This is a genomic window from Streptomyces recifensis (assembly GCF_002154615.1).
GTDB lineage: Bacteria > Actinomycetota > Actinomycetes > Streptomycetales > Streptomycetaceae > Streptomyces > Streptomyces griseoluteus.
In genome coordinates, this window is sequence record NZ_MUNH01000425.1 from 1 (window position 1) to 8,371 (window position 8,371).

9 protein-coding genes and 1 pseudogene are annotated in these 8,371 nt (G+C 72.2%); 6 read left to right on the forward strand and 4 right to left on the reverse strand.

The window, feature by feature from the left end; translation table 11 throughout:
• Nucleotides 1-74 precede the first annotated feature (74 nt).
• Both CCN33_RS33575 and CCN33_RS21450 read left to right on the forward strand, forming a co-directional pair.
• Entirely contained in the window at nt 75-203 is a 129-nt protein-coding gene (locus CCN33_RS33575) for a hypothetical protein (protein ID WP_279628192.1), read from the forward strand.
• Between the two features lie 30 nt (nt 204-233).
• A complete protein-coding gene (locus CCN33_RS21450; RefSeq protein ID WP_086695183.1) occupies nt 234-992 on the forward strand; it encodes a bestrophin-like domain in 759 nt (252 codons plus the stop codon).
• Between the two features lie 90 nt (nt 993-1,082).
• Here the strand turns inward: CCN33_RS21450 and CCN33_RS21455 are convergent, their stop codons facing one another.
• Nucleotides 1,083-1,910 carry a hypothetical protein gene (locus tag CCN33_RS21455; RefSeq protein ID WP_086695184.1) on the reverse strand — a complete coding sequence of 276 codons (828 nt, stop codon included), beginning with the start codon at nt 1,908-1,910 and terminating at the stop codon, nt 1,083-1,085.
• Nucleotides 1,911-2,243: 333 nt separating this feature from the next.
• Between CCN33_RS21455 and CCN33_RS21460 the strand changes: the two genes are divergently transcribed.
• Nucleotides 2,244-2,933 (forward strand): class F sortase, encoded by a 690-nt coding sequence (locus tag CCN33_RS21460; RefSeq protein ID WP_086695185.1) that lies wholly within the window; start codon nt 2,244-2,246, stop codon nt 2,931-2,933.
• Nucleotides 2,934-2,958: 25 nt separating this feature from the next.
• On the opposite strand, the gene CCN33_RS21465 is transcribed toward CCN33_RS21460, so the two are convergent.
• Nucleotides 2,959-3,795, reverse strand: a complete 837-nt coding sequence (locus CCN33_RS21465; RefSeq protein WP_086695186.1) for a polysaccharide deacetylase family protein — start codon at nt 3,793-3,795, stop codon at nt 2,959-2,961.
• Between the two features lie 152 nt (nt 3,796-3,947).
• Here CCN33_RS21465 and CCN33_RS21470 point away from each other — a divergent pair, with 152 nt between their 5' ends.
• Nucleotides 3,948-4,421: a universal stress protein gene (locus tag CCN33_RS21470; RefSeq protein WP_031181292.1), complete on the forward strand. Its 474-nt coding sequence runs from the start codon at nt 3,948-3,950 to the stop codon at nt 4,419-4,421.
• On the opposite strand, the gene CCN33_RS21475 is transcribed toward CCN33_RS21470, so the two are convergent.
• On the reverse strand, nt 4,357-5,613 hold the full coding sequence (locus CCN33_RS21475) for an MFS transporter (protein ID WP_086695187.1): 1,257 nt from the start codon (nt 5,611-5,613) through the stop codon (nt 4,357-4,359). The two genes, CCN33_RS21470 and CCN33_RS21475, sit on opposite strands and share 65 nt — an antisense overlap.
• Before the next feature lie 110 nt (nt 5,614-5,723).
• Between CCN33_RS21475 and CCN33_RS21480 the strand changes: the two genes are divergently transcribed.
• Entirely contained in the window at nt 5,724-6,656 is a 933-nt protein-coding gene (locus CCN33_RS21480) for a LysR family transcriptional regulator (RefSeq protein WP_086695188.1), read from the forward strand.
• Between the two features lie 90 nt (nt 6,657-6,746).
• Entirely contained in the window at nt 6,747-8,168 is a 1,422-nt protein-coding gene (locus tag CCN33_RS21485; protein WP_086695189.1) for an amino acid permease, read from the forward strand.
• On the opposite strand, the pseudogene CCN33_RS32170 reads toward CCN33_RS21485, so the two are convergent.
• Nucleotides 8,169-8,371 (reverse strand): annotated as a pseudogene (locus CCN33_RS32170) (CapA family protein); the annotation flags it as partial. It abuts the gene before it with no gap.

Here is an 8,371-nt window from a genome sequence, read left to right on the forward strand (position 1 = left end):
GGATAGGTCACCGGGGTCACGGTCGGCCGGCGCCGAAACCGCCGAAGCCCACCCCCCGGCCGACCGTGACCCCGGTGACCTATCCGGCGTACCACGCCCGTGCCGCCCGGCACGTCGCCCGCTCCCACACCTCGCCGGTCCGCTACGTCCTGCTCGTCACCATCCCCGCGATCGTCGCCGTCGCGGCGCTGCGCCCGCGGTGACGCGGCCGCACCCACCCCTGGAGGTATCCGTTGTCGGATTGGCTCGTTCTCGTCCTGGCCATGCTGGGCGCCTGTGCCGTGGTGGTGCTGATCACCCTCGTCCGGCACCGGCGGGCCCCGGAGGACGAGGACCCCAGCGAGACGCCCGACGTCATCGAGTACATGACGATGTGGATCGGGGTGGTGTACGCCATCGTGCTGGGCCTGGCCATCGCGGGCGTCTGGGAGGCGCGCAGCGCGGCCGGGGACACCGTCCAGGCCGAGGCGCAGGCCCTCCACGAGGTCTCCGAGCGCGTCCGCGTGTACCCGGCGGACGAGCGTGACCAGGTCCGCGCGGACGTCGACGCGTACGTCTCGTACGTCGTGAACACCGAGTGGAGGTCCATGACGGACAAGGGGGAGGTCACCGCGCGGGGTTCACGGCTGCTGGACAAGGTGCGGCAGGACGTGACGGACTACCAGCCGCGCAGCGACTTCGAGGCGCAGGCGTACCAGCCGCTGGTGGACCAGGTGGCCGCGGCCGACCAGGCCCGCAACGCCCGCGCCGACTCCACCGGCCCGACCATGCCGCCCGTGGTCTGGTGGGGGCTGCTCACCGGGGCGGTGATCACGGTGGGCATGGTGTTCGCGCTCCAGATCCGGCGTACCGCGCGGGAACTGGTCCTCGCGGGGCTGTTCTCGGCCACCATCGCGTTCATGCTGTTCCTGATCTGGGACTTCGACGCCCCCTTCAGCAGGGGCATCGCGGTGACGGCGGAGCCGTTCCTCACCCTGTTCCCGCACGTGTAGGACATGCCGCAGGCCCTCGTCCCGGCCCGGCGAGGGGTGGGACGAGGGCCCATGGAGGCGTGTCCGCGCCGGCGAGGACGCGGGCAGGGCTCAGGCGCGCTTCTCGCCTCGGCGGCGAAGCCAGACGAGGCCGCCGCCGAGCGCGGCCGAGACGACGAGGCCGCCGCCGATGGCCATGTCCGTGGGGGTGGCACCGGTGGTGCTGCTGCCGCCGAGGCCGCCGTTGACACCGCCGATCACGGTGAAGGCGTTGGGGCGGGTGAGGGTACGGCCCCCGCAGTCGACGGTGATGTCGTAGCGGCCGGGGCGGGCGTTGCGGTCGATGGTGACGGTGGCGCGGGAACGGTTGTCGCCGTTCGACTCCAGCCGGGCGGCGCGGAAGGCGCGCGAGGAGACGGTGCCGCCGCGGCAGCCCGCGACGGTGATGGTCAGCCGGCCGCCGGCGGGGAGGACGCCGGGGGTGACGACGATGTCGCGGAGGTTGCCGTCGTTGCCGCCGCCGTGGCCGTTCCCGTGGCCGTCGCCGAAGTTGCCGTTGTTGTCGAAGTCCCCATTCCCGTTGCCGAAGTTGTCGTTGCCCCTACCGTTCCCGTGGCCGTTCCCGAAGTTGTCGTTGCCCCGGCCGTTCCCGTCGCCGAAGTTCCCGTGCCCGTTGCCGTTCCCGAAGTTCCCGTTGTTGTTGAAGTTGCCGTTCCCGTTGAAATTGCCGTTTCCGTTGAAGTTCCCGTTGCCGTTGTTGAAGTTGCCGTTGAGGTTGCCGTTCCCGTTGAAGACCCCGATGTTCGGGCTGACGCCCGTGACGGTGCCGGTGCCGGTGCCGTTCCCGTTGCCCATGCCGTCCGCCACGGCGACGGGGGCGGCGAGACCGAGCACCGCGATCGCGGCGCACGTGGCCGCCAAGGCACGCTGGTTACGCATGTGTTCCTCCGCGAGAGGCACGCCGGGGCCGGTCCCCGGTCGATCGGCGAGAAAGCACCTCCCGACAGAACCCTCCGGCGCAAGGAACACGCCCGCATGTCGAGAATGGTCCGTCCTGGTGAGCACCCTTCCTGTCCGACAACCACACAATCGGATATCGCCGCAGGTCACACCCCGTCAGAATTTCCCTCCGCTCTGCAACTCGGATGGCGCACCGCAAAGCGGGGCCGCCACCCGTTCGCCCGCCGCCCCGTCGCCGCCCGTCCGCGCGGGACTTAGCGTTTTGCCATGCGCGACGGACGTGGTGACGGCCGCGTCGAGAGGGGATGGCGAATGTCTGCGTCCGAGCTGGCGGAGTGGAGCGAACGGGAGGAGCGGCGCAGGCGACGCGCCCCCTGGGGCGTACTGGCGCTCGTGCTGCTGACCGGTGTGGCGCTGATCCGGAACGGGTCCGGCGAATTCGACGTGGGCCCCCCGCAACCCGCGGCGGCCGCCGCCCCGGCCCCCGATACGAGGTCCACACCGAGCGCCGAAGGGGCCGTGCCCGACTCGGTCCCGGTCGGCCTGTCGTTCTCCCCCGCCGACCGGGTCCGTATCCCGGCCATCCAGGTCGACGCCCCGGTCACCCCGGTGGGCCTGGACGGGGACGGCTGGGTCGGCGCGCCCCCGCCCGAGGACCCGAACCTGGCCGGCTGGTTCACCGGCGCGGTCTCCCCCGGCGAGAAGGGCACCTCGGTGATCGTCGGCCATGTCGACAACACCCGGGGCCCGGCCGTCTTCTACGGGCTCGGCGCGCTGAAGAAGGGCGACCGGATCGAGGTGGCCCGGCAGGACGGCCGGACCGCGGTGTTCGAGGTGTACGGGGTCGAGGTCTTCGAGAAGAGCAAGTTCCCCGGCGACCGCGTCTACGGCTCCAAGGGCACCCCGGAGCTGCGGGTGATCACCTGCGGTGGCGGCTTCTCCAAGCAGAACGGCTACGACGGCAACGTGGTCGTCTTCGCCCGCCTGGTCACGGGAGCCTGAGCCCCCGCGACCAGAGGCGCACGATCTAGGTCATGCGGCGGGGCGGGACGGTGAGGTGGTAGCCGTGGTCGAGCAGATAGGGCAGGTACTCGCGGATCGCGCGGACGCTCTGCGTCCGGTCGCCCCCGGCGTCGTGGGAGAGGATGACGACGCCGGGGGCGGCGCCGTGTTCCACCCGCTTGACGACCGTGCTCGTGCCGGGGGTCATCCAGTCGGTGGTGTCGACGGTCCAGGCCATCGGCTCCATGCCCATCTCGGCGCCGAGCTGGAAGGTGGCACGGTTCCAGGCGCCGTAGGGGGCGCGGAACCACTGCGGGCGGTCCCCGTAGGCGTCCTCGATGACCTCGCTGGTGCGCGCGATCTCGTCGCGGATGTCGCTCCGGGACATCTCGGTGAGCAGCGGGTGGGTCCAGGTGTGGTTGCCGACCACATGTCCCTCCTCGGCCATCCGGGCCAGGAGTTCCTTGTTGTCGACGGCCATCTCCCCGCACACGAAGAACATCGCGCGTACGTCGTACTTGGCGAGGGTGTCCAGGATGTGCGGGGTGTAGTCGGGGTGGGGGCCGTCGTCGAAGGTGAGCATCATGTTCCTGCCCTTGGCGGTGAGGCGCAGGATGGGCTGGTGACGCACCTTCAGCCTGCCGGGGGCGGTGCGTGGGCTGCCGGAGCCGATGAGGGGCTGGAGGCGGAACTCGGAGGGCTTGAGGGCCTGGCGGGCCTGTGGCCCGGCGAGACCGGCGGTGGTGCGGGCGGCCTGGTCGCCGCCGCCCGACATGAGGACTCCCCCGGCGCCCGCGGCGCCGAGGACGGCGGCCGAGCCGAGGAGCATCCGGCGCCGTGTGAACAACTGATCCTTCGCCATGAACCATCAGTCGCCCGCCGGCCCCGCGCCGCACCGCACCGACACCGGTGCGGCGGGTCCGGTCCACCCGGTCGGCCCAGTGACGGTGCCATTCCGGGGGCACTCCTGCCCGTCCACTGGACGGAACGGCGGCTTCCGATAGCCTCACCGCCGTGACGGAACAGCAGGCAGAGCACGAGCGGCACCGGTTCGAGCGGGGCACGGACGGTCCCAAGGTCATCGTCGTCGGCGTGGACGGCTCCGACTCCTCGCTGCGGGCGGCCGCCTACGCGGGCGGTCTGGCCCGGCGGCAGGGGGCGCTGCTGGCGGTGGTGTACGTGCAGCCGGTGCTGGCGGCCGGCGCGGCGCTCGGGGTGCCGGTGGCGCAGGCCACGGACGAGATCGCCGAGGACCTGATCGCGCAGATCAGGGAGGCGGCGGAGCGGGTGAAGGGGATATTCGAGGTGCGCTGGGAGTTCCACACCTTCCGCGGCGACCCCTTCAACGGCCTGGTCCAGGCGGCCGACGAGCTGAAGGCGGACGCGGTGGTGGTGGGCGCCTCGGAGCAGGCCGGACACCGGATCATCGGGTCGGTGGCGGTCCGGCTGGTGAAGGCGGGGCGCTGGCCGGTGACCGTCGTCCCCTAGCGAGGGGCCGCAGCATCGGCGCGGTCGCCAGGAGCAGCACCCCGGCCGCGGCGATGGCGGTGCGCGGGCCGGTGAGCGAGGCGAGCAGGCCCCACAGCGCGGTCAGCGCGGCCGTGCCGGCCTTGGTGGAGACCGACCAGGCGGAGAGCGTACGGGCCACCCGGTCGTCCGGGGTGCGCTCCAGCCGCTCGGCGGCGAGCACCGGGTTGAACACGCCCGCGCAGGTGATCAGGCACAGCTCGACCGCCATGACGAGGGCCAGGCCGGGCACGCCGGGCCGGACGAACGCCAGCCCCAGCGGCCAGCAGGCCCGCAGCACGCCCGAGGTGAGCAGCACGCGGCGCCTGCCGTACCGGGCGGCGAGGGGGCGGGCGAGCCGGGAGCCGAGAAGTCCGCCGAGGCAGGGCAGGGCGAAGGCGAGGCCGTAACTCCAGGGCGCGAAGCCGAGCGGGCCGAGCATCAGGACGGCGAGCGGCGGGGCCTGGGCCATGATCAGGCCGTTCACCAGGACGGTGTTGAGGAACAGCGGGCGCAGCTCGGGGCTGTTGAGGAGGTGCCGCCAGCCGTCGAGCAGGTCGGCGGCGCGCGGGCGTGCCGGGTCGCGGGGCGGGCGTGCCGGGGCGGCCTCGGTGCCCTTGATGGCGCGGATGCCGAGGGCGGAGAGCAGGAAGCTCAGGGCGTTGGCGGCGACCGTCACCACGGGCCCGAACAGGCCGACGGCGGCACCCCCGAGCGGGGGTCCGAGCACGGTGGCGGTCCAGGTGGTGGACTCGAACCTGCTGGTGGCGGTGAGCAGCCCGGCACGCGGCACGAGGCTTTTCAGATGGGCGCCGGAGGCCGCGGTGAAGGTGAGGTCGGCAGCGGCCACGACCATGGAGACGAGCAGGAGTTGGCCGAAGCCGAGCACCCCGAGGAAGTGGGCCGCGGGGACGGCGAGCAGGGCGGCGCAGCGGACCAGGTCCGCCATGATCATGACGGGTCGCTTGCGGCGGAACTCCATCCACGGCCCGAGCGGCACCGCCAGCACCGCGCCCACGGCGGGTCCGGCGGACGCCAGCAGGGCCACCTCGGCGGGGCCCGCGTGCAGCACGCGGAGCGCGATCAGCGCGAAGGCGTCGAACGCCAGCCAGGTCCCGGCCGCGCTCACGGCGTACGCCGCCCACAGCCACCCGAACCGCGACCCCAGCTTCACCGCACAACCTCCCGTTGACCGAGGTCATGAAATCGGCCGCGACACGACGGGAGCAAACAACCAAACCCCGCATCTGCACAACCGTCGGTTGTACGGCTACCCTGTCGGCCATGGATCTCAAGGCCGTACGCACCTTCGTCGCCGTGGCGGACACGGGGCAGTTCCAGGAGGCGGCCGCCCTCCTCGCCGTCACGCAGCAGGCCGTCTCCAAACGGATCGCGGCGCTGGAGCGGGACCTCGGCGTGCGGCTGTTCACCCGGACCGCGCGGGGCGCCGAACCGACGCTGGACGGACGGGCGTTCCTGCCGCACGCGCGGGCGCTGCTGCTGGCCGAGGAGCGCGCGGCCGCCTCGGTCCGGCCGGGCCGCCGGGCGCTCCGGGTGGACGTGATCGGCCCGCGGGTCGCCCCGGCCGTCCTGCTGCGCGGCTTCCACGGGGCGCATCCGGGGGTGGAGCTGGACGTGGTCACGCTGTTCGACGCGGACACCGCGGTGGGCGCCGTACAGGCCGGCCGGGTCGACGCGACCTTCCGCGCGGTCGGTATGCCGGGCCGCCCGCTGCCCGAGAGCCTGGCGAGCGCCCGCGTGCTGGACGAGCCGCTGCATCTGCTCACCGGCCCGGAGCACGCCCTCGCCGACGCGGACTCGGTGACCCCGGCCGAGCTGGCCGGGCACCGGATCTGGATGCCGAGCATCGTGGAGGGCGTGGAGTGGGCCGCGTACTACGCCTCGTTGGCGGCGGAGTTCGGGCTCACCATCGACTCGGCGGGTCCCAACTTCGGCAGTGCCGCGATGCTGGACCGGATCGCCCGGTCACCGGAGCTGGCCACCTTCATGGGTGAGCACCCCCGGCTCGCCTGGCCCGTCGGGCACGATCTGCGGCGGATTCCGGTCACCGGGCCGACGCCGGTCTACCCGCACTCCCTGATCTGGGACCGGGCCAACGCCCATCCTGCCCTCGCCGCCCTGCGCGCGCATCTGACCGGCGGCTCCAAGGGCCCGTGCGCCTCCGGCACCTGGGTTCCGGACTGGGCCGTGGCCTGAGGGGCCGTGCGTGGCGCCTTCCGAACCGGCTGCCCCTGAGCCATCATGATCCGCCGTCAGCCGTTTGCCGTCGGGGAAGAGGTGAGGCGTGTGGCCAAGATCCGTTCGGGTGAGGGGATTCTCCGTCGCAAACCCATCGAACACATCGAGGAGTCCGAGGCGGCCGAGGGCGGTCTGGACCGTTCGCTCGGCCTGTGGCAGCTCACCGCGATCGGGGTGGGCGGCATCATCGGCGCGGGCATCTTCACGCTCGCCGGCACGGTCGCCAACGGCAAGGCCGGGCCCGCGGTGGTGGTGTCGTTTCTGATCGCCGGTTTCGCGAGCGCCTGCGCGGCCCTGTCGTACGCCGAGTTCGCGGGCATGATCCCGAAGGCGGGGTCGGCCTACACCTACGGGTACGCGGTGCTGGGCGAGTTCGTGGGCTGGTTCATCGGCTGGGACCTGCTGCTGGAGTACACCGCGATCGTGGCGGTGGTCGCCATCGGCATCTCCGGCTACTTCAGCTTCCTGGTGGAGGAGGCGGGCGCGGACGTGCCCGCGTGGATGCTGGGCGCGCCCGGCACCGGCTCGGGGCACCGGGTCGATCTGTTCGCGGCGATCCTGTGCCTGCTGATCGCCTGGCTGCTGAACCGGGGCATGAAGAGCGCGGCCCGGTTCGAGACGTTCGTGGTGGCACTGAAGGTACTCGTGGTGCTGCTGGTGATCGTGGTGGGCTTCTTCCACATCAACACCGCGAACTACCACCCCTTCTTCCCCTTCGGCATCAGCGGCGTCTTCACCGGCGCGGCCACGGTGTTCTTCGCGGTGTTCGGCTACGACGCCATGTCGACGGCGGCCGAGGAGTCCAAGGACGCCCAGCGGCACATGCCCAAGGCGATCATCTACTCGCTGGTCATCTCGATGGTGCTGTACGTGGCGGCCTGCCTGGTGCTGACCGGCATGCAGAACTACAAGGACATCGACCCGGAGAGCGGCTTCTCCTCGGCCTTCAAGTCGGTGGGTCTCGGCGGACTGGCCGACGTGATCGCGGTGGGCGCGATCATCGGCATCCTCACCGTGATGTTCACCTTCATGCTGGGCGTGACCCGCGTCTGGTTCTCGATGGCCCGCGACGGGCTGCTGCCGCGCTGGTTCGCCAAGACGCACCCCACCCGGCACGTGCCGACCCGGGTGACCTGGATCGTGGGCGTCGGGGCGGCCGCCATCGCCGGGTTCGTGCCGATCGGCGAGGCGGCCGAGCTGACCAACATCGGCATCCTGCTGGCCTTCGTGGTGGTCTGCGTCGCGGTGATCGTGCTGCGCTACCGGCGCCCGGACCTGCCGCGCGGCTTCCGTACCCCGCTGATGCCGTTCATCCCGGCGCTCGGCGCGCTGTTCTCGCTCTGGCTGGTCACCTTCCTGGAGTGGCAGACCTGGGTGCGGTTCGCCGTCTGGTTCCTGATCGGCTGTGTCATCTACTTCGGCTACTCCTACCGGCACTCGGTACTGGCCCGGCGGCCACCGGCCGACTGATCACTGCCCCATGGTGAGCCCGGCCTTGGCCGCGCCCCGGCTCAGTACGGTGTTCCGTACCCGGTCGCGGGTGGCGGCGAGGTCGGCGCCCGCGGCGATGGCGCGGTTCACGTCGATGGCCCGGCCGGCGTCGAGGTCGTACACCTGGGGCAGGAACTCCGCGCGGCGCACCTCCCAGCGGGCGCCGCGCGGAGTTCCTGCCC

What these genes read in the sequence shown, in the direction of transcription:
- CCN33_RS21455 (WP_086695184.1), bottom strand. Translation starts at nt 1,910, where the DNA reads ATGCGTAACCAGCGTGCCTTGGCGGCCACGTGCGCCGCGATCGCGGTG.
- CCN33_RS21460 (WP_086695185.1), top strand. Translation starts at nt 2,244, where the DNA reads ATGTCTGCGTCCGAGCTGGCGGAGTGGAGCGAACGGGAGGAGCGGCGC.
- CCN33_RS21465 (WP_086695186.1), bottom strand. Translation starts at nt 3,795, where the DNA reads ATGGCGAAGGATCAGTTGTTCACACGGCGCCGGATGCTCCTCGGCTCG.
- CCN33_RS21480 (WP_086695188.1), top strand. Translation starts at nt 5,724, where the DNA reads ATGGATCTCAAGGCCGTACGCACCTTCGTCGCCGTGGCGGACACGGGG.